This is a genomic window from Sphingopyxis soli (genome assembly GCF_018682675.1).
In the GTDB taxonomy this organism is placed as follows: domain Bacteria; phylum Pseudomonadota; class Alphaproteobacteria; order Sphingomonadales; family Sphingomonadaceae; genus Sphingopyxis; species Sphingopyxis soli.
Genome location: NZ_JAFMTR010000010.1, coordinates 89,896 through 114,043, shown reverse-complemented (window position 1 = coordinate 114,043; position 24,148 = coordinate 89,896). Strand labels below are relative to the sequence as shown.

Here is a 24,148-nt window from a genome sequence, read left to right as displayed (position 1 = left end):
TTGTCGTTGTTGGCAGGGTCTTAGCCCTGCGGCGGCGCGCCATCCACCGCCGATGTTCCGGGTCCGCGCGGATCGGCCGCGCCCTGCCAGCCCTTTTCGGTGCGCTCGACCGCGTTCAGTTTCGAGCCGAGGTCGGTCGCGGTGAAGCTGTAGCCAAAGGGTTTCATCTTCGCGGCAATCGCCTGTCCCGCCGCGTTATTCTCGATCACGACCCCGCGCGGGCCGAAAAAGAGATTGGGCAGCTCCATCGCCGACTTGGCGTCGAGACCCCAGTCGAGGACGCCGATCAGCGTCTTGGTCACGTGCATGATGATCCGCTTGCCGCCCGCCGAGCCGACCGCGAGCACGACCTTTCCGTCAGGACCGTAAACGATCGTCGGCGACATCGAAGACAAGGGGCGCTTGCCCGCCTGCACGCGGTTCTGCGTCGGGACGCCGTCTTTCGTCGGGGCGAGGTCGAAGTCGGTGAGTTCGTTGTTGAGGAAATAGCCGTTCGCCATCAACTGGCTGCCGAAGATGCTTTCAACGGTCGACGTCATCGACACGACATTGCCCGCCGCGTCGACGGCGACGAAGTGCGTCGTCCCCTGTTCCTTCACCGGAGGCGCCTCGGCGCGCGGCTTGGCGCCCGGCGGGGTACCGGGCTCATAGCGGCCCGCCGCGCCGAAAGGCGAAATGAGCTGGCGGCGCTCGGCAAGATAGGCCTTGTCGAGCAGGCCCTTCACCGGGACGTCGACGAAATCGCTGTCGCCGAGATAGGCGGCGCGGTCGGCATAGGCGAGCTGCATCGCCTCGGCGAGCAAGTGCCAGCTCATCGGATTGTCCTTGCCCATCGCCTTCATGTCATAGGCTTCGAGCATCCCGAGAATGCCGAACACCGTCGTTGCGCCCGACGAGGGCGGCCCCATGCCGCAGACCTTGTAGATGCGATAGGTGGTGCAGACCGCAGGGCGTTCCTTCGCCTTGTAGGCGGCAAGATCCCGGGTCGTCAGTTGGGCGGCGTTGCGCGGCGCCTTCGCGACCGCATCGCTGATCGCCTTCGCGTTGGCGCCCGCATAGAAAGCCTGTGGCCCGCGCGCGGCGATGTCGCGCAGGATCGCAGCATAGGCGGGGTTCCTGATCGTCGTGCCGACCGGTGCCGGCTGGCCGTTTACATAATAGAGCGCGCGCGCCGCCGGGAAATCCTTCCACATCGGTTCGAACTGGACGAGCCAGCTGTGGAGAGCCGGCGTGACCTGATAGCCTTCCTCGGCAAGTTTGATCGCGGGCTGGAAAAGCGCCTTCCACCCGAGCTTGCCCCATTTCTTGTGCGCCATTTCCATCAGGCGGACGTTGCCGGGAACGCCGACCGACAGGCCGCCGGGGATGACGTCCATATAGCCGCGCGGCTTGCCGTCAGGGCCGAGAAAGCGGTCGGGCTTCGCCGCGGCGGGCGCGGTTTCGCGGCCGTCGATCGTCGAGATGCTGCCGTCGCCGGCGCTGTGATAGACCATGAAGCCGCCGCCGCCGATGCCGCTCGACTGCGGCTCGACGAGCGTCAGCACCGCGACCATCGCCACGGCCGCATCGGCGGCGCTACCGCCCTGATGCAATATTTCGCGCCCTGCCTCGGTCGCGCGTGGATCGGCGGACGAGGTGACGCCCTGCGCGACGGCGAGCGAGGGGATGGCGACGACGAAAAGGCTGAACGTTGCGAAGAGTCGTTTGATCATGCGCGGGACATTGGCGCGCGCCTCACGGCAGCGCAACCCTAACACGATCCTCGCCGTGGCGAAGCCTTCGGGAGGTGGCAGCCCAACGGGCTGACGGAGGGGATTTGACGCTGCCCCTCCACCGCGCGCTACGCGCGCGGTCCCCCCTCCCCATCGCTTCGCGACAGGGAGGATTATTCCCCTGCCCCCACCGCGTCGGCCACGCGCGCGAACCCGTCGCGGGCGGCAAGTCTTTCGAGACCGCGTGCAATGCGTGCAGCGAGTCCCGGCCCTTCATAAACCATCGCCGAATAGATCTGGACCAGGCTGGCGCCGGCACGGATGCGGTCCCACGCCTGTTCGGGCGAAGCGACGCCGCCGGCAGCAACCAGCGGCAGCTTGCCGCCGCTCGCGGCGCGGAAATCCTTGACGCGCCGGAGCGCCAGTTCGGCAAGCGGGGCGCCCGACAGGCCGCCCGCTTCCCCCGCGTGGCGCGAGGCGAGCGGCGGTCGCGCAATCGTGGTGTTCGAGACGATCACTGCCGCCAGCCCCTTGTCGAGAGCGACCGCGACGATGTCGTCGATGTCGGCAGGCTCGAGGTCGGGCGCGACCTTCAGGAAAACCGGCCTGGCCGCGCCCGCAGGCTGCGCGGCGGCGACGCCGTCGAGCAGCGCCTCAAGCGCCCCCTTGTCCTGCAGCGCCCGGAGCCCCGGCGTGTTCGGCGAGGAAATATTGACCGTCAGATAATCGGCGAGCGGCGCCATCGCCGTCGCGCCCTTCGCATAATCGGCGATGCGGTCGGCGCTGTCCTTGTTCGCGCCGATATTGATACCCAGCGGCACCGGCAGCCCGTAGCGGCGCAGGCAGGCGATGCGCTCGGCCGCCTTTTCCTGCCCGCCATTGTTGAACCCCATGCGGTTGATCACCGCGCGATCCTCGACCAGCCGGAACAGGCGCGGGCGCGGATTGCCCTCCTGCGGCAGCGGCGTCAGCGTCCCCACCTCGACGAAGCCGAAGCCGAAGTGCGGCATCGCGTGCGCGACGCGCGCATCCTTGTCGAAGCCCGGCGCGAGGCCGACGGGGTTGGGGAAATGCAGTCCCGCAAGTTCGGTCGCGAGCGCCGCGCTGGTCAGCGCGTGGCGTGCGCGCGGCAGCGGCTGGAGCGCGTTCAGCGTCAGATTATGCGCGGCTTCTCCGTCGGTCGCGTGGACGAGCGGACGGACGAGCGCATAGGCGGCATCGGCGGCGGAGGCGAAGAGCGACATGGCCCGCCATTGCGCGTGCCGGGGCGCTATGGCAAGCCCGTGCCCATTCAAAAAACAGGGAGATCAAAGTGTCGCAGCTTCGCCGAGCCGCCCGTCTGTCCACAGCGTTGCCCGCCGCGCTGATTCTGATCGCCGCGACCGCCTGTACGCCGGCGGCGGTCAGCGAGGCGCCCGCGACGGCATCGACCGAAGCCCCGCCGGTAGCGCCCGCAGGCGCGACGCTTGCGCAATTCTTCGATAAATATGACGCCGCGCAGCTCTCGCTGAGCCCGCAAGGCAAGGCCTATCGCGGCATTCGCGACGAGGATTACGGCCGCTGGAACGACGTCAGCGACGAGGCTGCGGTGGCGAACCAGAAATTGCAGCAGGCGAGCGCGGCGGCGATGCGGAGCAGCTTCGATCCCAACACGCTCTCGCCAGACGATGCGCTTTCCTTCGAGCTTTTCAACGCGCAGGCCGAGCGTGCCGACCGCCTGTTCGCCTGGCGCGATCATGCTTATATCTTCGACCAGATGAACGGCTCGCAAAGCCAGCTTCCCGCCTTCCTGATCAACATCCACCGCGTCGCCAACGTCGCCGAGGCCGAGGCCTATGTGTCGCGCATTCGCGGGCTCGGGCCCTTGCTCGATCAGCTATCGGCGCAGTCGGCGGAGCGCGCCGCAAAGGGCTATGCGCCGCCCAAATGGGTCTATGCCTATGTCATCTCGGATATCGACAATCTGCTGAAGCCCGACAATGCGGTGATCGAGGACATCGGGGCCAAGGTCGGCAAGCTCGAGATCGACGCCGCCGAGAAGGCACGGCTGATCGCTGCGGCGAAGGCGGCATGGAGCGAAAGCGCCGGCCCCGCCTACGCCCGTCTGAAAGTCGAAATGACGCGCCAGCAAGCCGTGGCGCCGACGCAGGACGGCGTGTGGCGGATGCCCGGCGGCAAGGCTTATTACGAGGTGCTGCTTGCCAATTACACGACGACCGACATGACCGCGGCGCAGATCCACGACCTCGGCCTCGCCGAAGTCGCGCGGATCCATGGCGAGATGGAGGCTATCAAGAAAAAGGTCGGCTTCAAGGGGACGCTGCGGCAATTCTTCGAGCATCTGCGCACCAGTCCGCAATATTATTATACGACGCGAGAGGCCTATCTGGCCGACGTCGCGGCGAAGGTGAAGGCGATGGAGGCACGGCTGCCCGCTTTCTTCAACACGCTGCCCAAGGCGCCGCTGCAGGTAAAGGCGGTCGAGGCGTTCCGCGAGAAATCGGCGGGCAAGGCCTTCTACCAGTCGCCCTCGCCCGACGGCTCGCGGCCGGGCACCTATTATGTCAATCTCTACGATCTCAAGGACATGTCGAAGACCGAGCTCGAGGCGCTCGCCTATCATGAAGGCGTTCCCGGCCATCATCTGCAGCGCGCGGTGCAGACCGAATTGACCGGCCTGCCGCCCTTCCGCCGTTTCGGTGGCTTTACCGCCTATACCGAAGGCTGGGGTCTCTATTCGGAGGAGCTCGCCAAGGACATGGGATTTTACACCGACCCCTACAGCGATTTCGGGCGGCTTGGCATGGAGCTGTGGCGCGCGTGCCGGCTCGTCGTCGATACCGGCATCCACGACAAGCGCTGGAGCCGCGAGCAGGCGATCCAGTATCTGAAGGACAATACCCCCAATCCCGACGGCGATATCGAGAAGGCGATCGAGCGCTATATCGTCTATCCGGGACAAGCCACCGCCTATCTGATCGGCAAGCTCAAGATCATGGACCTGCGGACGCGCGCGCAAACCGCGCTGGGTTCGAAGTTCGACTTTCGCGCCTTTCACGATGTGGTGCTCGAATCGGGTCCGGTCCCGCTCGATATCCTCGAGCGGCGCGTCGATGCGTGGATTGCGAAAACGAAGGAACGTTAACAGACAATTGCGGGTTGACGCTTGGCGGCAAATGGAAAATTATAGTCGCGCCAAAAAGGCGGCAATAAAGCTGCCCAGGGTCGGTCTCGTCATGTCGGAAGTCACTTCTACGCCACCGGGCGCAGACGGCGAAACGCCGTTCGAGCTCCAATATTTTCCGCCCGATCCCGATCTCGCGGAGATGGTGTCCAGCTTTTACTTCGTGCGCATCGACATGCCGGTGTTCGACGAATATGAGCGCGCCGACCGCCCGCAGTTCCGCATCATGAGCAGTACCGCGGGCGAATATATCTTTCCCGACGGCCATTGCTTCCCCGCCGCGCGGGCGACGATCGTCGGCCCGACGAGCGGCAGCGTGCGTGCGCGCGGCACGGGGCCGCTGCGTATCTATGGCTTCGGGTTGCTGCCGGTCGGCTGGGCGACCTTGATGGGCGACCATGCCGACAAGCTGACCGATCGGGCGATGGATGCCGCCGACCTGTTCGGCAACTGGATCGACGACGCGGTCGGCGCGCTGACGAAGGCCGCGAGCACGGAGGAACGGTTGGTCATCGCGAACAATCTGGCGCGCGAGATCCTGAAAAAGAACCAGCCCGCCCCCGCCTGGTTCACACGGACGGTCGACCAGTGGCTGACCGAGTCGCCCAGTCCGCAGGTTCCGGAACTGGTCGAGGCGACGGGCATGTCGATCCGCTCGGTCGAGCGGATGACCAAACATTATTACGGCCTGTCGCCGCGGATGCTGGCGCGCAAATATCGCGCGGTGCGCGCGGCCTCGGCGATCGCCCGCGGCCAGACGCTCGACGATGCGCAGCTTGGCGACGCCTTTTACGATCAGTCGCACCTGATCCGCGAAATGAAGCGTTTCGCCGGGGCAACGCCCGGCCAACTCGCCAATCCGACACGCTACACCGAAGCGACGACGCGAGGGCGCAAGCAACTGGCGGGCAAGGTAAGCCCGCTCGTTTCGGATACCTGACCGCGAAGCCTGCCAGCGACGAAACGAAATAAAATAGCGCCGAATGCCGATTTGGCGTTTTCGTACAATCGCGAATCATGCGCGAGGCATAATCCGTTCCTGCGACCCAGAAGAGCTCTTCCTCTGACGAGGACCGAGACCTTCATCTTGGCACCCGCTTGGCTCCGGCCGGGCGGGTGCCTCTTTTCTTTGGGGCCCGCAAACCAGCCTTTCTTGCGCCGCGCGAACCGCTCGCCTATATAAGTGGAGTAATTTACTCCAGTTAAGAATCATTCGCAATTCCAGCGGGAAGAAACGTGCGCCTGTCGAACCTTGCCGATTATGCCGTGGTGCTGATGAGCGCCGCCGCGCGCCAGTGCGGGTCGGTGGCGATCCACGCCGGGCTGCTCGCCGAGCAGACCGGCATCCCCGGGCCGACGGCGCAGAAACTGGTAAGCCAGCTCGCGCGCGCCGGTCTGGTCGTCGCCTCGCGCGGCAGCGGCGGCGGGGTGCGGCTCGCGCGGCCCGCGGCGGCGATCAGCGTTGCGGACATCATCGAGGCGGTCGAAGGACCGATCGCCCTCACCTCGTGCGTCGCCGAGGGACGGCACGACTGCTCGCTCGAAGGGAACTGCAAGGTCCAGCCGCACTGGGGCGTCGTGAACGGCGCTGTGCGCGGCGCGCTCGCCGACATCAGCCTTGCCAGCCTCGTCGTTGCCCCTGAACCCCGCGCCCCCCGGCCGGCGCTCGCCGGCGACGAGATCAGATTATGACCGACAATAGCCAAGCACCCGTCAAGGATCAGGCAGCGCACGACGCCGCCGCGAAAGTCGCGGACTATGAACATGGCTGGTCCGCCGACATCGAACAGGAGTTCGCGCCCAAGGGGCTGACCGAGGATACGGTGCGCTTCATCTCGGCCAAGAAGAACGAGCCCCAATGGATGCTCGACTGGCGGTTGAAGGCATTCCGCCACTGGCAGACGATGGAAACGCCCGATTGGGCGAAGCTGAATGTGCCGCCGATCGACTACCAGGACGCGTATTATTACGCAGCGCCGAAGGCGAAGCCGAAGCTGTCGTCCCTCGACGAGGTCGATCCCGAAATTCTCGAAGTTTACAAGAAGCTCGGAATCCCGATCGAGGAGCAGAAGGTGCTCGCGGGGGTCGAGGGCGCGCGCAAGGTCGCGGTCGACGCGGTGTTCGACAGCGTCAGCGTCGCGACGACCTTTCGCGAGGAATTGAAACGCGCGGGCGTGATCTTCCTGTCGATCTCCGAAGCGATTCGCGAATATCCCGAGCTGGTGAAGAAGTGGCTTGGGCGTGTCGTGCCGATGCACGACAATTATTTCGCGACATTGAACTGCGCGGTCTTTTCGGACGGGACGTTCGTCTATGTGCCCGAGGGCGTGCGCTGCCCGATGGAGCTTTCGACCTATTTCCGTATCAATGCCGAAAATACGGGGCAGTTCGAGCGGACTTTGATTATCGCCGACAAGGGCGCCTATGTCAGCTACCTCGAAGGTTGCACCGCCCCGATGCGCGACGAGAACCAGCTCCATGCCGCGGTGGTCGAACTGGTCGCGCTCGACGATGCCGAGATCAAGTACAGCACGGTCCAGAACTGGTATCCGGGCGACGCCGAGGGCAAGGGCGGCATCTATAATTTCGTGACCAAGCGCGCGCTCTGCTTGGGACACCGCAGCAAGGTTTCGTGGACGCAGGTCGAAACCGGCAGCGCGATCACCTGGAAATATCCAAGCTGCGTGCTCAACGGCGACGACAGCGTCGGCGAATTCTATTCGGTCGCGGTCACCAACAACTACCAGCAAGCCGACACCGGCACCAAGATGATCCACAACGGCAAGCGCACGCGCTCGACCATCGTCAGCAAGGGGATCAGCGCGGGCAAGTCGAACGGCACCTATCGCGGCCTCGTGCGCGTGGCGCCGAACGCCGAGGGCGTGCGCAACTTCACCCAGTGCGACAGCCTGCTGCTCGGCGACCAGTGCGGCGCCCACACCGTGCCGTACATCGAGGTCCGCAACCCGAGCGCGACGGTCGAGCATGAAGCGACGACGAGCAAGATCAGCGACGACCAGCTCTTCTATGCCATGCAGCGCGGGCTGTCGCAGGAAGAAGCGGTCGCGCTCATCGTCAACGGCTTCGCCAAGGAAGTGCTGCAGCAATTGCCGATGGAATTCGCGGTCGAGGCGCAAAAGCTGTTGGGGATCAGCCTCGAGGGAAGCGTCGGATGATGCCCCAAACTGATACAACCTTCCGTCTCCGGTCCGATAACGACGCCGAAGATGGGCGCTTGTTAACTATAATTTCCTTCAGTCCGCATCCGGGGACATGGCGAAACACGCCCCTGTCCTATTGTTTTCTTCGGTCCGATTCGGTCTGGAGGCAGCGCTATGGCACGCGGTTTGGAATTCAACTGGGCAGAGGCCGATCTGGTCGTACATCCGGTCCAGGCGATCGCCGCCTATCCGACGCAACAGGGGGTCGCCATCCGGCAGCAGAAGGGATCATCGGAACGCGGGGATCGCGACGACGTGATCACCATTCCGCACCATGCCATCAACCTGCTGATCCGGCGCCTGCAGCAATTGCAGAACACCAGCGTGATCAGTCTGGAAGAGGTCGGCAATTCCGAACTGGTGGAAATCTTCGCCGCCGAATAGGCGCGGTCCGGCTCGCCGCCAAAAGGTTGACGGGCGCTGATTTGCGTCGCCAGCCGCTAAAGACTGCTGCGGGTGTCGAGGGGCGCGCGGGATGACGCAGCTGACCTTAAACGACCACGCGAAACAAACCCAAGCCCCTCCCCTTCAGGGGAGGGGTCGGGGGTGGGGCCTATCGGCCGAACGCCTCGCCGAGCTGCATCGCCGTGCCGCGGATATGCGCCGCAATCCGACCGAGCCCGAGAAGCGGTTGTGGCGGCATCTGTCGAACAGCCAGCTCGGCGGGCTCAAATTTCGCCGCCAGCAGGTGATCGGCCATTTCATTGCCGATTTCGGCTGCCCTTCGGTCAAGCTGATCGTCGAGGTCGATGGCGATACGCATGATGAAGCGAAAGACCGGCTGCGCGACGATGTTCTCGCCGGCCACGGATTTCGTGTGGTTCGGGTGACGAACGCCGACGTCATGGAGAATATGGACGGCGTGCTGACGTTCATCGCCCAGGCGGTACGTCAGGCCGAAAGGCCCCACCCCAACCCCTCCCCTGAAGGGGAGGGGCTTGAAGTGGTCGAGGCGCAGATATTGCTCGGGATTAATCTAGAAGGGAGCGTGAGGTGATCTACGTCGCGTTTTTCTTTCTCCTGATCTTTGTTTCGTACTTCGTGCGCGAAATTGCAGTTTCTTTTCGCAGGGGCTTTGTGACGAGCCGCGGATGGATGGCTCATCGTGAGGCGCAGCCAGTCCAGTTTTGGCTCGGTATTAGCGCATGGACTTTGAATGCCGTCGCTGGCGCAGCATTCCTCGTTCTTCTCTTTTCCCTCATATTTTCAGGCAAGTCCGTTTGATGCTCAAAATCGAAAACCTCCACGCCACCGTCGCCGACAAGCCGATCCTGAAGGGTCTTTCGCTCAGCATCAATAGGGGCGAGATTCACGCGATCATGGGTCCCAACGGCGCGGGCAAGTCGACGCTGTCCTATGTGCTCGGCGGGCGGCCGGGTTATGAGGTCACCGAAGGATCGGTGATGTTCACCGCCCCTCGTCATGCCGGACTTGATCCGGCATCCACGGCTGCGGCGACGGAATGGACCCCGGATCAAGTCCGGGGTGACGATGAGGGGGAAGCCATCGACCTCCTCGCCCTCGACCCGCACGAACGCGCCGCGGCGGGCCTGTTCCTCGGCTTCCAATATCCGGTCGAAATCCCCGGCGTGTCGAACGTCCAGTTCCTGCGCGAAAGCCTCAACGCCCAGCGCAAGGCGCGTGGGCAAGAGCCGCTGTCGGGCGGCGATTTCCTGAAGCTGGCGCGCGAGAAGGCGGGGCTGCTCAAGATGGACATGGACATGCTCAAGCGTCCCGTGAACGTCGGCTTTTCGGGCGGCGAGAAGAAGCGCAACGAGATGGTCCAGATGGGCATCCTCGACCCCAAGCTCGCGATCCTCGACGAGACCGACAGCGGCCTCGACATCGACGCGCTGCGCGTCGTCGGCGACGGGATCAACGCGATCATGCGCCGCCCCGACAAGGCGGTGCTGCTGATCACCCATTATCAACGCCTGCTCGACTATGTGCAGCCCGATTTCGTGCATGTGCTGGCGGCGGGGCGCATCGTCAAATCGGGCGGCCCCGAACTCGCGCTCGAGCTCGAACGCGAAGGCTATGCGGAGATCGCGGCATGATCATTCCCCTGCGCCTTCCCTTCCATCGTCATGCCGGACTTGATCCGGCATCCTTGGCCGCGTGGACCCCGGATCAAGTCCGGGGTGACGACGTGTGGGAGGTCGTGGTTTGACGACCGCCACTCTTCCCACCCGGCGCGACGAAGCCTGGCGCTATAGCGACATCGACGCGGTGACCGCGGCGTGGCCGCTGCCCGCACCCGAGAGCATCATCGTGCCCGCGGGCGGTAAATTTGCACGTGCAATCGTGCAGGACGCCGGCGAAATCCGCCAGATTGAACTGGTGCTCGGCAAGGGTGCGGTCGCTCATTTGCATGTTCTCAACATCGGCGGCGCCTATGGCCGTATCGAACTCGCAGTGACGCTGCACGAAGGCGCCGACTTCAGGTTCGGGGCGGCGCAGATCGGCGGCGGCGAGCAGAATCTCGAAATCGTCACCACCGTCACACACGCCGAACCAGGCGCGACGTCGCGGCAGATGGTCCGATCGGTGCTCGGCGGCACGGCCACCGGCACCTACCTCGGCAAGGTGGCCGTCGCGCGCGATGCGCAGCAGACCGACAGCGAACAGGATGTGAAGGCGATGCTGCTGGGTCGCAGCGCGACCGCCAACGCCAAGCCCGAGCTCGAAATCTTCGCCGACGATGTCAAATGCGCGCACGGCTGCGCGATCGGCGAACTCGATGCGATGAGCCTCTATTATCTCCAGTCGCGCGGCCTGCCGCCCGCCGAGGCGAAGAAGATCCTGCTGCAGGCCTTCGTTGCGGGCGTGTTCGACGGCGCCGAAGATGAGGAGCAGTTGCAGGCGCTTGCGCTGGCGAAGTTGGGGGAATTGGTGTGAGCACCGCCGACATCTCGTCTCCACTCCCGCAGGCGGGAGGGGGTGACGGGAGTCACGTGCCTCCCGTCACGGGAGGGCCTGTTTCGCCAGCGCCCGGTCTCGACATGCCCTCCCCTAACCCCTCCCGCCTGCGGGAGGGGGACATAAGGTCCGATTTCCCCGGCCTCACCCGCGGCTGGCACTATCTGGACACCGCCGCGACCGCGCAAAAGCCGCAGGCGGTGATCGACGCCACTGTCAACGCGATGGGCCGCGACTATGCGACCGTGCATCGCGGCGTCTATGCGCGATCGGCCGATATGACCCTCGCCTACGAAGCCGCGCGTCGGCGGATCGCGGCCTTCATCGGCGCGCGCGAGAACAACGTGACCTTCGTGCGCGGCGCGACCGAGGCGATCAACCTCGTTGCTTATTCGCATCCGAAGAAAGGCCGCGTGCTGTTGTCGATGCTCGAGCATCACAGCAATATCGTGCCCTGGCAGCTTGCGGGCTGGCAAGTCGACGTCTGTCCGCTGACAGCGGACGGCTGCATCGACCTCGACGCTGCCGAAAAGCTGCTCACCCCCGAACATAATATGGTCGCCTTCGCGCACGTCTCGAACGTGCTCGGCAGCCCGCTCGACGTCGCGCGCGCCGCCGGGATCGCGCACCGCGTCGGCGCCGAACTGCTGATCGACGGTTGCCAGGCGGTGCCGCGCCTGCCGGTCGATGTCGCTGCGCTCGGCTGCGACTATTACGCCTTCTCGGGCCACAAGCTGTACGGCCCCACCGGCATCGGCGTACTGTGGAGCGACAAGCTCGATACGCTGCCGCCGTGGCAGGGCGGCGGATCGATGATCGACCGTGTGACCTTTGAGCGCACGACCTACGCCCCCGCCCCCACCCGCTTCGAGGCAGGCACGCCGGCGATCGTCGAGGCGCTGGGGCTCGCAGCGGCCGTCGATTTTGTCGAGGGCATCGGGGTCGGGGCGATCCACGCGCATGAGGTTTCATTGGTCGCGTCGCTGCGCGAACAGCTCGCGCGCAAGAACAGCATCACGCTCTACGGCCCTGAAAACAGCGCCGGAATCGTGAGTTTTTCGATGGCGGGGGTTCATCCGCACGACATCGGCACTATCTTGGACGAAAGCGGGGTCGCGATCCGCGCCGGGCACCATTGCGCGCAGCCGCTGATGGAGCATCTGGGCGTGCCGGCAACCGCGCGCGCGAGTTTTGGCGTTTACAGCAACGACGACGATGTGGCGGCGCTGATCGATGGCCTCGCCCGCGTCGAAAGGATTTTCGGATGACCGACGAACGGACGATCAGGGTCGAGGAAGTGGAAAGCGTCGAGGCGCCGCCAAAGGCGCGCGTCGGGGACGTCGAAACCGCACCCGAGAAACTGGAGCGCAAGCGCGACTATCTGGAGGGCTTCCTGGCGGCCAAGCCCGCGGCGGTCGATCCCCACGCGGTCGGCGGCGACCTTTACGAGGCCGTGATCGACGCGCTCAAGGAAATCTACGACCCCGAAATTCCGGTGAACATCTATGACCTCGGCCTCATCTACAATGTCGAGATCGACGAGGGGCATGTGATGGTCACGATGACACTCACCACGCCGCACTGCCCGGTTGCCGAATCGATGCCGGGCGAAGTCGAACTGCGCGTCGGCGCGGTACCCGGCGTCGGCGATGCCGAGGTCAATCTGGTCTGGGATCCGCCGTGGAGCCCGCAGAATATGAGCGACGAAGCGCGGCTCGAACTGGGAATGCTGTGATGGCCGAAACGAAAACCCGTGCACGCCCTGCTGCGGTGACGCTTACCGCCGGCGCCGAAGAGCGCATCGCCAAGCTGATGGCGTCCGCTCCCGAGGGAGCGATCGGCGTCCGTCTGTCGACCCCGCGTCGCGGCTGCTCGGGGCTCGCCTATTCGGTCGATTACGTCACCGAAGAGGCAAAGTTCGACGAGAAGATCGAGACGCCCGGCGGCACTTTCTACATCGATGGCGCGTCGGTGCTGTACCTGATCGGCAGCACGATGGACTGGGTCGAGGACGACTTCGCCGCCGGCTTCGTGTTCGAAAACCCGAACGCCAAGGGCGCGTGCGGCTGCGGCGAGAGCTTCACCGTCTAACTAGCGGCAGATCGACCAACCCGCCGTCCGCACCGCCATGTCGAGATGGAAATGATCGGCGTGCGCGGCGTTGTGATCGGGTGACAGCACCGTCGAGAAGAGATCGCACGATCCGTCGCGCACAGCGTGCAGAAACTCGCTGCGCTTGTCACCCGGCGTCCAGTCGTTCGCCAGCGTGATCCGCGTCCCATCGGCAAGGACGAAGCCGGAAATATCGATCGCATTGGCGGTCGAATGCTCGCTTTGTGCGTCGCGGCCCGCGATCTTGCGGCAATTGTAGCTGCCGAGATTTTCGAGTTCGACGACATTTCGGCCGAAATATTTCCGCGCCGCGGGTTGCACGACGTCGCGGGTCCAAAGCGCCATCGCCGCGGTGACGGCGCAGCCGGGCGCGGCATTGGCGGGGCGCATGGTCGGCACAAGAGCGTTGCCGGTCAGCACCATGCGCTGGCTCGCGCGGCATTGCCCCGTCCCGACGACCGGCCGCCGCTCATAGCCTGCCTTCGCGCGATCGAACGCCGCGAAGCAGGCGGCATCGTCCCCCGCGAAATTCATCAGCTTGCGGTGCGTCGCCCAGCCCTTCGGATGCTCGAATTCGAAGCGCGCGCCGGGGACATGCTCGGGATGCGCGCGCACCCACTGCATGACGCGGATCGCGCCGACCGCCAGCACGATGGCGATCGCGAACCAGATCAGATAGGGGCGCACGCCTTTCATTCGTCCCAGATGGCGCGCGGCGCGCCGACGGGCAAGTTCAGAGCGGCTCGAACGTCACCGTCAGCCCGTCCTTCGGACGCGGGATCGGGAGCATCTGCCATTCGGGTGCGTAACCGTCGCGCACCACGATGCGATGCGTTGTCACGACATGGTGAAAGAAGATTTTCGCCTGCATGTACGCGAAGTGCAACCCCAGGCACATATGCGCGCCGCCGCCGAAGGGAACCCACGCATATTTATGCCGCTCGCGCGCCTGTTCGGGGGCGAAGCGCATCGGGTCGAACTTTTCGGGTTCGGGCCAATGCTCCTCCATCATATGCGTGAAGGCCGGACTGACCCCGACCGAAGTACCCGCCGGGATACGATAGCCGCCATATTCGAAATCCTTGAGCGCGCGGCGCGGGAAGCTTGGCACCGGGGGGACGAGACGAAGCGACTCCTTGAACGCCCATTCGGTCAATTCCAGCTCGCCGAGGCCGTTATGCCCGACCCCCTCGCCCGCCGGCGCGACGCTCAGCATCTCCTCGCGCAGCCGGTCCTGCCACTCGGGATGTTTCGCGAGCTGGTACACCATCGTGGTGATCGAGCTGGTGATCGTGTCGTGCGCCGCCATCATCAGGAAATTCATATGATCGACGATCGCACCGGTCGTCAGATATTCGCCGTCATCGTCCCTCGCGCGGCAGATCTGGCTGAAGATATCCTCGCCCGCGCCGTCACGGCGCTCGGGCACCATCTTGCCGAAATAGTCGACGAGATAAGCGCGCCCCTTCACGCCGCGGCCCATCGCGGTGAAGGGCAGCGGACGGCGCACGACCCCGATCGACGCCTGCACCATGTCGACGAAGGCCTTGTTGACCTTGTCCGCCTCCGGTCCCCACGGGATGCCGAGAAAGCTGGTCGCGGCAAGGTCGAGCGTCAGTTCCTTGATCGCAGGGTAGAATTGGAAGGTCTTGCCGCTCCAAGCGGCGACCCGGTCGCGGATTCCTTCGTTCAGCGAGTCAGCATAGTGCCGCATCGGCTCGGGCTTGAAGGCGACCGACAGAACCTTGCGGTCGGCGCGATGTTTCTCGAAGTCCATCAGCATCAGCCCGCGCGGGAACAGCAGGTTGAGTACCGGTCCCCACCCCTGTTCGGACGAGAATATTTTCTCGCGGTCGAACATCACCAGTTCGTTCGCCTCGGGCCCGTGCAGCGCGACGCTGCGCCCGCCGAAGCTGTTGTTGCGATAGACGCGGCCATATTTGCCGACCATGCGCCGCGTGAACGAGGGATAGTCGCGAAGCTGTTCGAGCGTGTTGCCGATCACCGGCATCCCGTCCTCGCCCGGTATATGGTCGAGCGCGGCGTCGGGATTGCGCGGCAGCCAGTGCGCGGTGTCGGGACCGAAGCGGCCTTCGGACCAGTTGAACTTCGCTGGGGCGTTCATAGAAAACCTCGTCGGTCGTTGCGATTGGCGGCAGGCTATCGAACTACTGACATCGATGCAAGTAGCGCGCGTCGCAGCGCCCGGGCTCCATTCACCGCAAATTCAACTCGACTCGCGCAATCTCGCGGCAAGATGGCGGGTCGCATCCGTTTGGACTCTCAGTCGCATCCGTTTGGACTCTCAAAGGATAAAGTCATGGCCAAGGCATTCCGACCCTCCCTCGCCGTGACGCTTGGCGCGCTCGCCACGACGGCGCTCGGCGGCTGCTATTATGGCGATGTGTACGGCAGCAGCTACGCCTCGGGCGGCGACTGCGCATCGCGCTATGGCGCCGACTATTACGATTATGACGGCTATGCCTATGACGACGGTTATGGCTATGACTGCTATGATGCGTCGGACTATGGCGGCGGCTTTGCGCAGATCGGCTTTGGTGGCGGCTGGTACGACAATTATTATTATCCGGGCTACGGCCTCTGGCTCTTCGACATCCATCGCAACCGCTATCCGCTGCGCGGCCAGTATCTGAACTATTGGGGCGGGCGGCGCGCCTGGTGGAAGCACCATGGCGGTCATGGCGACGGCAACTGGAACCGTCCGGGACGAGGTGACGGCGACGGACGTCCCGGCCGTCCCGGTGGCTGGAACGGGCAGCCGGGTCATGGTGACGGGAATGGCGATGGTCGCCCGGGGCGCCCCGGCGGCTGGACCGGCCATCCCGGCGGCGATGGCCAGCGTGGAACGCGCCCGGGCGGGGGCAGCGGCGGCCAAGGCGGCAATCCGCCGACCACGACCAATCCGGTTCGCCCCGGCGGCGGCCCCTCGGCCGTCCACCCGCGCCCCTCGCGCGGCGAAGGCGGCGGCTATGTCCGCCCGCGTCCGGCGCCGCCGGTGGCGCAAGGCGAGGCGACGACGGATCGCCCGGCCGGTGCGCAGCGCCCCGTGCGAACGTGGGCGCCGCCGCAGGGCGGCGGCACGCCGCGCGGTCCCGAAGCGGTCCGGCCGCGTCCGGCGCCCTCGACGGACCGGCCGGCTGCGGTGCGACCCCCGGCCGCGCCGCCATCCGCAGCGCCGCGCTACACGCCGCCTGCGCAGCGTCAGGCGCCGGCACCCGAGCGGTCGCAGCGGTTCGAGCGGTCGATCACCCCCGACAAGGACTGACGCGGCGCGTCAGGCGTCGGCCGGCGGCGTCCGCTTGTCGGCGACCATGTCCTCCTGAAGATCGAGCCCGCGCGCGCCATGATGGGTGGTGTGCGCGGGCGCGTGCGGCCGCTCGTCGAAGGCCGGGTCCGGCTCTTCGAGCATCCCTTCCCATTTGGTGATGACGCTGGTCGCGACGGCATTGCCGACGACGTTGGTCGCGGTGCGCCCCATGTCGAGGAAATGGTCGATCGCAAAGACGATCGCGACGCCCTCGACCGGCAGGTCGAACATCGCCAGCGTCGCGGTGATGACGACGAGGCTGGCGCGCGGCACCGCCGCGATCCCCTTCGACGACACCATCAGGGTGAGGAGGATCAGGATCTGTGTCGCGATCGGTATGTCGATGTCATAGGCCTGGGCGATGAAGATCGTCGCGAAGCTGGCGTACATCATCGACCCGTCGAGGTTGAAGCTGTAGCCGAGCGGCAGCACGAAGCCCGAGATGCGGCGCGGCACGCCGAAGCGGTCGAGCTGTTCGAACAGTTTCGGCATCGCCGCTTCCGACGACGCGGTCGAAAAAGCGATCAGCAGCGGCTCGCGCACGTAGCGAACGAGCTGGACGATCCGCCTGCCGAGGAACAGCGCGCCGACGCCGAGCAGGATCAGCCACAGCAGCACGAGCGAGATATAGAATTCGGTCAGCAGCTCCGCGTAGGTCGCGAGAATGCCGAGGCCATATTGCGCGACCACCTTGGCCAGCGCGCCGAACACCGCGAACGGCGCCAGACGCATGACATAGCCGGTGATCTGGAGCATCAGCTCGGCGAGCGCCTCGGCGCCGCGGACGAGCGGCTTGCCCTTCTCGCCCAGCGCCGACAGGCCGACCCCCGCGAACAGCGCAAAGACCAGGATCTGGAGGACGTTGTTGTCCGCCATCGCCTGGATGACGTTCTTCGGGAAGATATGCTCGATGAACTCGAACATATCGAGTTTCTTGACCTCGCCGACCTCGGCCGCCGAATGCGCGCCGACCGCCAGATGAAGGCCCGCGCCGGGTTCGAGCAAATTGACCATGATCAGGCCGAGGCTGATCGAGATCAGGCTGGCGAGGATGAACCATGCGATCGCGCGGGTACCGATGCGGCCGAGCGCCGAACTGTCGCCCATATGCGCGATGCCGGCGATGAGCGTGCCGAGGATCAGCGGCGCGACGAGCATCTTGATGAGGTTGAGGAAGATGGTGGCGAGGGTCCCGAAGCCCTTCAGCCAATATTCGAATTCCGCGCTGTCGGCGGGCACGAAGCTCCGCACCAGAAAGCCGACAACGATCCCGAGGACCATGCCGAGCAAGATGTATAAAGTGAGGCGACGTGCCATCCAGAACTCCCCTGTCCTGCTGATGCAGGCGTTTCATGATGCGGGGGTAACAGGCTGGTCGGCGACGGGCAATCTCAGGTCAGGAAAAACACGATCGCCAGGCACGTCGATACACCGGTGATGATGTTCAGCGGCACACCGATCCTGACGAAATCGACGAAGCGATAATCGCCGGCGGCATAGACGATCGTGTTCGTCTGATAGCCGATCGGTGTCGCGAAGCACGCCGACGCGCCGATCATCAGCGCGATAACCAACGGACGCGGATCGACCCCAAGCTCTGACGCCATTGCCAGTGTCACGGGCGTCATCAGGGCTGCGACCGCATTGTTGCTGAGCAGTTCCGACAAGATCAGCGCGAAGAAATAGATGCCGAATACCAGCACCCACGCCGGTTGCCCGGCAAGCATCGGCTGCGCCCAGCCGACCATCATCGCCACCGCCCCGCTCTGCTCGAGCGCCAGCCCGACGGCGAGCATCGCGAAGATCAGGATCAGCACATCGCCGTCGATCGTCCCCCACGCCTCCTCGCTGTCGATGCAGCGCGTCACCAGGATGACGCCGATGGCAATGATCGCGGCCACCCCGATCGACATGATATCGAGCGCGGCAAGCGCGACGACCGATGCCATGCACAGGATCGCGATCCACGCCTTGCCCCGACGAAAGGCGCGAACCTTCGCGAGGTCGGCGCCGATCAGGTGCGGGTTGTCGCGCAGCGCCTCGACTTCGCGCGGTCCGGCCGCGACGAGCAGGCGGTCGGCGGGGCGGATGCGGACGCTGGCGAGGTCGGGGCCGGGTTCGTGCGCCGGCCGGTCGAGGCCGATGATCCGCGCGCGAATCTTTTGCAGGAACGGGATATCGATCAATCGTTGCCCGATTGAGGGATGGTTCGCCGCGATCATCGTTTCGACAACCACATCGCCCTCTGCCGGTTCCCCGTTGCCGATCCCCAGCCCGAAGCGTCCCTGGTCGCGCCAGGTCATCAGCGTGGCGCCATCGACGCGAAGGATAATGCGATCGCCGGCGGCCAGCGTCCAATTCTCCAGGTCGGCCCCATGGACGACCGTTGTCGCGCGCCGCACGCCGACGATACGCGCCGAGCGCGGAAGGTCGCGAAACGCCTCGACCGTCATCGCGACGAGATCGTCATCGTCGCCGAGCACCAGTTCGGTCAGATATTGGTGCGCGTCATGTGTCCCCGCCGGCCCCTTGACCGGCTTGTCGGTCGGCAGGAGCCACCACATCAGCGCCAGGCCGACCATCCCCGATGCCGCGGTGACGAGCCCGATCGGGGTGATCTCGAATATGCCGAAGCGCTCCAACCCGGCCTGCCGCACGATTCCGTCGACGACGAGGTTGGTCGATGTCCCGATCAACGTCAGCGTTCCGCCGAGCACGGCGACGATCGACAGCGGCATCAGCAGGCGCTTGGCGCTGACGCCGGTGACCTCCGCCAGCTTGAGCATGATCGGCAGCAAGACCACGACGACCGGCGTGTTGTTCAGGAAGGCCGACGCGACGAGCGCCCCGACCAACACTTCGACGATCGCCAGCCGCGGATTCTTCTCGGCGCGCTTCATGATCGCATCGGCAACGCGCTGGATCACGCCGGTGCGGATGAGCGCACCCGACAGCACGAACATCGCCCCGATGACGATTGGCGCGGAGTTGGAGAAGACCGAATAGAGCCCGTCGGCGTCGAGAATGCCGAGCGCGAGATAGGTGCAGGCACCGAGGATGGCGATGACCGTCGCGGGCAACCGCTCCATCAGGAAGCCGACGAATATCGCGGCGAGGATGATGAGCGAAAGGACGGCCTGATGCGCTTCGACGAACGTTTGGACCGCCTCGATCATGTCAGCCGTTCTGCGCCCTGTGCAACAGCTTGTGGTCGGCGAGGACGAGCGCCATCATCGCCTCGACCACCGGCGCCCCGCGGATGCCGACGCAAGGGTCGTGCCGCCCCTTGGTGACGATATCGGCGGCCTCGCCCGCCGCGTTGATCGTCGGCACCGGGGTGAGGATCGAGCTGGTCGGCTTGAAGGCGACGCGCACGACCACCGGCTGGCCGGTCGAGATGCCGCCCGCGATGCCACCGGCATTGTTCGACAGGAAATCGGGGCGGTTGCTGCCGTCGCTTGCGGGGCGCATCGGGTCGGCATTTTCCTCGCCGCGCAGGCGCGCCGCGTGGAAGCCTGCGCCGATCTCGACGCCCTTGACGGCGTTGATGCCCATCATCGCGGCGGCCAGATCGCTGTCGAGCTTGGCATAGATCGGCGCGCCCCAGCCGGCGGGCACGCCGCTGGCGGCGCATTCGATCACCGCGCCGAGCGAACTGCCTGCCTTCCGCGCCGCGTCCATCAGCCCTTCCCAACGCTGCGCTGCGGCGGGATCGGGGCAGAAAAAGGGATTGCGATCAATTTCCTCAAGGTCGAAGTTCGCAGGATCGATCGCATCGCCGCCGATCTCGGCGACCCAGGCGTGGATCTGCACCTCGGGAATGATCAGCCGCGCGACCCCGCCCGCCGCGACGCGTGCCGCGGTCTCGCGCGCGCTCGACCGGCCGCCGCCGCGATAGTCGCGGATGCCGTATTTCGCGTCATAGGCATAGTCGGCGTGACCGGGGCGATAGGCCTGCGCAATCTCGCCATAATCCTTCGAGCGCTGGTCGACATTCTCGATCATCAGGCTGATCGGCGTCCCCGTCGTCTTGCCCTCGAAGGTGCCCGACAGGATGCGCACCCGGTCGGGTTCCTGCCGCTGCGTCGTGTGGCGCGACTGGCCGGGGCGGCGCTTGTCGAGGAACGGCTGGATATCGCCTTCGGACAGCGACAGGCGCGGCGGGCAACCGTCGACCACGGCACCGAGCGCGGGCCCGTGACTCTCGCCCCAGGTCGTGAATCGCAAAACGCGTCCGAAGCTGTTGAAACTCATGTCCCTACCCCAAGCGGCCGAATGCGGGTGCGTAATCCGCGCGGCCGCATTGCGGCCAATCGGCGCCGCTGTCCAGCATCATCGCCATGAAATGCGGCCCCGCAAAAGGCGACGCGAACCGCGCGGCGAGATCGGGCGAATAGCCGAAGCGCGGGTAGTAGGATTCATGACCGAGAACGAAGCTGATCGCGACGCCCTGCGCGCGCAGATCGCCCAGCCCCGCGCGAATCAGCGCATCGCCGATCCCCTGCCCCTGCAGCATCGGCGAGACCGAGACGGGCGCGAGACCGGCCGCCGACAACGCCGCGCCGTCGGCCTGAACATCCATCCGGCTGAACAGCACATGCCCCACGACCCCGCCGTCGCGCTCGGCGACAAGCGACGTCAGCACGTCGCCATCGTCCTCGATCATCCGCACCAGCCCAGCCTCGCCCTGATACCCGAATCCGGTGCCGGCAAAGGCCGTGCGGATCACCGCGTCGATCGCGTCGCCATCCGCCGCCGTCGCGGCACGGATGACGATGCCGTCAGGCAAGCGCAATGTCCGGCGCGTCTTCCTGCTTCATGCCGACCGTATGATAACCCGCATCGACATGGTGCGTTTCGCCGGTCACGCCCGCCGCCAGGTCGCTCAGCAGGTACAGCGCCGAGCCGCCGACATCGTCGATCGTGACATTGCGGCGCAGCGGCGCGTTATATTCGTTCCATTTCAGGATCAGGCGGAAGTCGCCGATCCCCGACGCGGCCAGCGTCTTGATCGGGCCGGCCGAGATCGCGTTCACGCGCACGCCCCGCGGGCCGTAATCGTTGGCGAGATATTTGACGCTGGTCTCGAGCGCGGACTTGGCGACGCCCATGACGTTGTAATGCGGGATCACCTTTTCGGCGCCATAATAGCTCAGCGTCAGCAGCGAGCCGCCGCCGGTGCCCGTTTCGGGATCGAAGGGCGTCATCATCGCCGCCGCGCGCTTGGCGACTGCGGTGAAGCTGTACACGCTGATATTCATCGTCATCAGAAAGTCTTCGAGTCCGACGTCGGCATAATGGCCGCGCAGCGCCTCCTTGTTCGTATAGCCGATCGCATGGACGACGAAGTCGATCGTCGGCCAGCGTGCTGCCAGCGTCGCGAACGCCGCATCGAGATTGTCCATGTCGGCGACGTCGCAATCGATCAGGAAATCGCAGCCGAGTTGATCGGCGAGCGGCTTCACCCGCTTTTCCATCACCTCGCCCTGATAGGAAATCGCCAGCTCGGCGCCATGCGCATGCAGCGCCTTGGCAATGCCCCAGGCGAGCGACTTGTCGTTCGCGAGACCCATGATCAGCCCGCGCTTGCCCTTCATCAGACCCGTCATTCTTTTTCTCCGGCCTCTTCGTCTTCGATCATCATATCGTCCGCGCGCCCAATAGCGTCGTGGCCCAAATCCTCAACCTCGACCAGCGCGGCGTTGAGTTCGGCGCCGATCACCATACCCAATCCGACGAGGTAGAAAAAGAACAGCGCGATCATCACGCCCGCAAGGCTGCCGTAGGTCGCGTCATAGCGAAACAGGCTGGCAAGCAGCGGCGGCAACGCCAGCGTGACCGCGATCCACCACAACGTCGTGAACAGCGCGCCCGGCCATTTGGGGAATTGCCTTGCGCGGTATTTGGACGGGGTCAGCGAATAAAAGAGCAGGTAGATCGCGACGAACAGGCCGAAACCCGACACCCCGCGCGAGATGGCGACCACCCCGGCCGATTGATAGGCGGGCGGCAGCACGCGCTCGACGAACTGTTCGATGCCGACGATCAGCACCTGCATGCTGAACGAGATCAGCATCAGCACGACCGCGCCCGATATGATGCCGATCGACAGCAGGCGGTAGTGAAAGAAGCCGCGCGAGAAATGCGTGCCATAGGCGCGGCGCAATATGTCGCGCATCGTTTCGATGAAGCTGCCCACCGTCCACAACGCCACGAGCGCGCCAAGCCAGAGGAACAGCCCGGTGCGCGCGGTCATCACCTCGCGGATCGGGCCTTCCAGCGCGCGCGCCACCGTCGGCGGCATCACCGAGAACACCGCCTCGATTGCGCGCTCGCCGCCGAAGCTCCCACCCAGGACGCTCAGCACCGCCGCGAGCAGGATGAAGAACGGAAAGAGCGCAATCAGCGCCAGATAAGCGAGATTGCCCGCGTGGATGAAGCCGTCGGTGTACGTGCCGACGACGACGCGGCGCAGCACGCGAAAGGCGCGCGTTCCCGGCCCCAGCGTCTCGCGCCCGCGCTCGATGACCCCCTGCGCCCGCGCGCGCAGATGCGTGCGCTTGGCGCGCTCGGCGCGGGCTTCGGGCGAATGGGGCGAATGCCCCTCGGCAAGAAATTCCTGGCCGACTTCCTCGGCCACCTCGCGCTCGAGCGCGGCGGCAGTCTTGTCCGGCTTGCGATCAGCCACGCATCACACGCCAAGATCCGCTCGCACCGCGCGGCTGTCGGTCCATCCCTCCAACGCCTTCGCAAGGTCGGCATCGTTCGCGGGCAGGTCGACCATCAGCCGCACCAGCTGGTCGCCGCGGCCGCCGCCCTTCCGGCTGAAACCCTTGCCCTTGAGGCGCATGACCTTGCCCGACGTCGAACCGGCAGGAATCGACAGCATCACCGGGCCGTCGACGGTCGGCACCTTGATCTTTGCGCCCCTGACCGCCTCGTTCAGCGTGACCGGCAGGTCGAGACGGATGTTGTCGCCGTCGCGTTCGAAGAAGGGGTGATCCTTGACCGCGATGGTGACGATGCCGTCGCCATTGCCGCCGGGACCCGGCTGCCCCTTCCCCGCGAGGCGCATCTGCGTGCCCGTCTCGACCCCGGCAGGCAGCTTGAGGTCGATCGTCTTGCCATCGGACAGCGTGATCCGCTGCATCGCCAGGGTCGCGGCGTCGATGAAGGAGACCGACAGCCGGTAGCCGACGTTAGCGCCCTTCGCGGGCGGCGCGCTGTGGCCGCCGAAACCGAACGGCCCGCCGCCGCCGCGGCCGCCGAACAGTCCCTCGAAAATATCCCCGAAATCGGCGCCGTCGCCGCCGAACCCGCCAAAACCGCCCTGTGGCTGGCCGCGCGGATCGCCCCGAAAACCGCCGCCACCGCCGCCGAAGCCGAAGGGCATCGCCGGGTTGCCGTCGGCGTCAATCTCGCCGCGGTCGAACTGCGCGCGCTTCGCCTTGTCGGACAACAGGTCATAGGCCTTGGTCACGTCGGAAAACTTCTCCGACGCCTTCGGATTGTCCTTGTTCCGGTCGGGGTGCAGTTCCTTGGCGAGTTTGCGGTACGCGGACTTGATTTCCGCCTCGGTCGCGCTCTTCGATATGCCAAGGGTCGAATAAGGATCTGCCATCTGTATCCAATAGCCTGATAAGTGACTGGCCGTGAAGGCCCATTAGCGGGC

The 24,148-nt window shown here is 65.3% G+C and carries 24 protein-coding genes; 13 read left to right on the top strand and 11 right to left on the bottom strand.

Annotation, left to right across the window (positions count from 1 at the left end; all coding sequences use genetic code 11):
• Positions 1–20: 20 nt before the first annotated feature.
• Together ggt and J1N50_RS01325 are read right to left on the bottom strand one after the other, a co-directional pair.
• On the bottom strand, positions 21–1,712 hold the full coding sequence (gene ggt / locus J1N50_RS01330) for a gamma-glutamyltransferase (RefSeq protein WP_215349503.1): 1,692 nt from the start codon (positions 1,710–1,712) through the stop codon (positions 21–23).
• Between the two features lie 173 nt (positions 1,713–1,885).
• Complete coding sequence (locus J1N50_RS01325) at positions 1,886–2,956, bottom strand: quinone-dependent dihydroorotate dehydrogenase (protein ID WP_215349500.1); 1,071 nt, start codon at positions 2,954–2,956, stop codon at positions 1,886–1,888.
• Positions 2,957–3,024: 68 nt separating this feature from the next.
• On the opposite strand from J1N50_RS01325, the gene J1N50_RS01320 reads away from it, so the two are divergent.
• The 12 genes from J1N50_RS01320 to J1N50_RS01265 all read left to right on the top strand — a co-directional run bounded on the left by J1N50_RS01320 (position 3,025) and on the right by J1N50_RS01265 (position 13,127).
• Positions 3,025–4,857: a DUF885 domain-containing protein gene (locus tag J1N50_RS01320; RefSeq protein ID WP_215349497.1), complete on the top strand. Its 1,833-nt coding sequence runs from the start codon at positions 3,025–3,027 to the stop codon at positions 4,855–4,857.
• Positions 4,858–4,888: 31 nt separating this feature from the next.
• Positions 4,889–5,836 carry a helix-turn-helix domain-containing protein gene (locus tag J1N50_RS01315; RefSeq protein ID WP_246552879.1) on the top strand — a complete coding sequence of 316 codons (948 nt, stop codon included), beginning with the start codon at positions 4,889–4,891 and terminating at the stop codon, positions 5,834–5,836.
• Positions 5,837–6,132: 296 nt separating this feature from the next.
• Positions 6,133–6,588, top strand: a complete 456-nt coding sequence (locus J1N50_RS01310) for an SUF system Fe-S cluster assembly regulator (protein ID WP_215349494.1) — start codon at positions 6,133–6,135, stop codon at positions 6,586–6,588.
• Entirely contained in the window at positions 6,585–8,072 is a 1,488-nt protein-coding gene (gene sufB, locus J1N50_RS01305; protein ID WP_215349490.1) for a Fe-S cluster assembly protein SufB, read from the top strand. The genes J1N50_RS01310 and sufB overlap by 4 nt, the downstream gene beginning before the upstream one ends.
• Before the next feature lie 159 nt (positions 8,073–8,231).
• Complete coding sequence (locus J1N50_RS01300) at positions 8,232–8,501, top strand: hypothetical protein (RefSeq protein ID WP_058455376.1); 270 nt, start codon at positions 8,232–8,234, stop codon at positions 8,499–8,501.
• Between the two features lie 91 nt (positions 8,502–8,592).
• Positions 8,593–9,114 carry an endonuclease domain-containing protein gene (locus tag J1N50_RS01295; RefSeq protein ID WP_215349487.1) on the top strand — a complete coding sequence of 174 codons (522 nt, stop codon included), beginning with the start codon at positions 8,593–8,595 and terminating at the stop codon, positions 9,112–9,114.
• Entirely contained in the window at positions 9,111–9,341 is a 231-nt protein-coding gene (locus tag J1N50_RS01290; protein WP_215349482.1) for a hypothetical protein, read from the top strand. The genes J1N50_RS01295 and J1N50_RS01290 overlap by 4 nt, the downstream gene beginning before the upstream one ends.
• On the top strand, positions 9,341–10,174 hold the full coding sequence (gene sufC / locus J1N50_RS01285) for a Fe-S cluster assembly ATPase SufC (protein WP_215349479.1): 834 nt from the start codon (positions 9,341–9,343) through the stop codon (positions 10,172–10,174). Before J1N50_RS01290 ends, sufC begins: the two co-directional genes overlap by 1 nt.
• 109 nt (positions 10,175–10,283) lie before the next feature.
• On the top strand, positions 10,284–11,015 hold the full coding sequence (locus tag J1N50_RS01280) for a SufD family Fe-S cluster assembly protein (RefSeq protein ID WP_215349476.1): 732 nt from the start codon (positions 10,284–10,286) through the stop codon (positions 11,013–11,015).
• Between the two features lie 104 nt (positions 11,016–11,119).
• Positions 11,120–12,304, top strand: coding sequence for an aminotransferase class V-fold PLP-dependent enzyme (locus tag J1N50_RS01275; protein ID WP_215349473.1), 1,185 nt, complete (start codon positions 11,120–11,122; stop codon positions 12,302–12,304).
• Positions 12,301–12,771, top strand: coding sequence for an SUF system Fe-S cluster assembly protein (locus tag J1N50_RS01270; protein WP_215349469.1), 471 nt, complete (start codon positions 12,301–12,303; stop codon positions 12,769–12,771). The genes J1N50_RS01275 and J1N50_RS01270 overlap by 4 nt, the downstream gene beginning before the upstream one ends.
• On the top strand, positions 12,771–13,127 hold the full coding sequence (locus tag J1N50_RS01265) for a HesB/IscA family protein (protein ID WP_215349466.1): 357 nt from the start codon (positions 12,771–12,773) through the stop codon (positions 13,125–13,127). The genes J1N50_RS01270 and J1N50_RS01265 overlap by 1 nt, the downstream gene beginning before the upstream one ends.
• On the opposite strand, the gene J1N50_RS01260 is transcribed toward J1N50_RS01265, so the two are convergent.
• Together J1N50_RS01260 and J1N50_RS01255 are read right to left on the bottom strand one after the other, a co-directional pair.
• Entirely contained in the window at positions 13,128–13,844 is a 717-nt protein-coding gene (locus J1N50_RS01260; RefSeq protein WP_215349462.1) for an extensin-like domain-containing protein, read from the bottom strand.
• A gap of 37 nt (positions 13,845–13,881) precedes the next feature.
• A complete protein-coding gene (locus tag J1N50_RS01255) occupies positions 13,882–15,273 on the bottom strand; it encodes a cytochrome P450 (protein ID WP_215349459.1) in 1,392 nt (463 codons plus the stop codon).
• 195 nt (positions 15,274–15,468) lie between these two features.
• On the opposite strand from J1N50_RS01255, the gene J1N50_RS01250 reads away from it, so the two are divergent.
• Positions 15,469–16,434, top strand: coding sequence for a hypothetical protein (locus tag J1N50_RS01250; RefSeq protein WP_215349456.1), 966 nt, complete (start codon positions 15,469–15,471; stop codon positions 16,432–16,434).
• A 9-nt stretch (positions 16,435–16,443) separates the two neighbouring features.
• Here the strand turns inward: J1N50_RS01250 and J1N50_RS01245 are convergent, their stop codons facing one another.
• The 7 genes from J1N50_RS01245 to J1N50_RS01215 form a co-directional block, all read right to left on the bottom strand.
• The gene (locus J1N50_RS01245) at positions 16,444–17,793 is read right to left on the bottom strand and encodes a dicarboxylate/amino acid:cation symporter (RefSeq protein WP_215349452.1); all 1,350 of its coding nucleotides are present in this window, start codon (positions 17,791–17,793) and stop codon (positions 16,444–16,446) included.
• Between the two features lie 74 nt (positions 17,794–17,867).
• Positions 17,868–19,652, bottom strand: a complete 1,785-nt coding sequence (locus J1N50_RS01240) for an SLC13 family permease (RefSeq protein WP_215349449.1) — start codon at positions 19,650–19,652, stop codon at positions 17,868–17,870.
• Position 19,653: 1 nt separating this feature from the next.
• Positions 19,654–20,730, bottom strand: coding sequence for a chorismate synthase (aroC, locus tag J1N50_RS01235; RefSeq protein ID WP_215349446.1), 1,077 nt, complete (start codon positions 20,728–20,730; stop codon positions 19,654–19,656).
• 4 nt (positions 20,731–20,734) lie between these two features.
• The gene (locus J1N50_RS01230) at positions 20,735–21,265 is read right to left on the bottom strand and encodes a GNAT family N-acetyltransferase (protein ID WP_215349443.1); all 531 of its coding nucleotides are present in this window, start codon (positions 21,263–21,265) and stop codon (positions 20,735–20,737) included.
• A complete protein-coding gene (locus J1N50_RS01225; RefSeq protein WP_215349440.1) occupies positions 21,258–22,085 on the bottom strand; it encodes an SDR family oxidoreductase in 828 nt (275 codons plus the stop codon). The genes J1N50_RS01230 and J1N50_RS01225 overlap by 8 nt, the downstream gene beginning before the upstream one ends.
• The gene (locus J1N50_RS01220) at positions 22,082–23,164 is read right to left on the bottom strand and encodes a YihY/virulence factor BrkB family protein (RefSeq protein ID WP_215349436.1); all 1,083 of its coding nucleotides are present in this window, start codon (positions 23,162–23,164) and stop codon (positions 22,082–22,084) included. Before J1N50_RS01220 ends, J1N50_RS01225 begins: the two co-directional genes overlap by 4 nt.
• Before the next feature lie 3 nt (positions 23,165–23,167).
• Complete coding sequence (locus J1N50_RS01215) at positions 23,168–24,097, bottom strand: DnaJ C-terminal domain-containing protein (protein ID WP_215349433.1); 930 nt, start codon at positions 24,095–24,097, stop codon at positions 23,168–23,170.
• Positions 24,098–24,148 lie beyond the last annotated feature (51 nt).